Consider the following 438-nt stretch of genomic DNA (forward strand, 5'->3'; position numbering starts at 1 on the left):
TTTTAATTGAAGAGTTTGATCATGGCTCAGATTGAACGCTGGCGGCAGGCCTAACACATGCAAGTCGAGCGGTAACATTTCTAGCTTGCTAGAAGATGACGAGCGGCGGACGGGTGAGTAATGCTTGGGAACATGCCTTTAGGTGGGGGACAACCATTGGAAACGATGGCTAATACCGCATAATGTCTACGGACCAAAGGGGGCTTCGGCTCTCGCCTTTAGATTGGCCCAAGTGGGATTAGCTAGTTGGTGAGGTAATGGCTCACCAAGGCGACGATCCCTAGCTGGTTTGAGAGGATGATCAGCCACACTGGAACTGAGACACGGTCCAGACTCCTACGGGAGGCAGCAGTGGGGAATATTGCACAATGGGCGCAAGCCTGATGCAGCCATGCCGCGTGTGTGAAGAAGGCCTTCGGGTTGTAAAGCACTTTCAGT

At 52.5% G+C, this 438-nt stretch carries 1 rRNA gene; it reads left to right on the plus strand.

The features are described from left to right. Positions 1-3: 3 nt before the first annotated feature. Positions 4-438 (plus strand): 16S ribosomal RNA (locus C2M30_RS07315); the annotation flags it as partial.

Origin of the sequence: Pseudoalteromonas sp. T1lg24 (assembly GCF_002964745.1) — a bacterium.
Lineage (GTDB): Bacteria > Pseudomonadota > Gammaproteobacteria > Enterobacterales > Alteromonadaceae > Pseudoalteromonas > Pseudoalteromonas spongiae.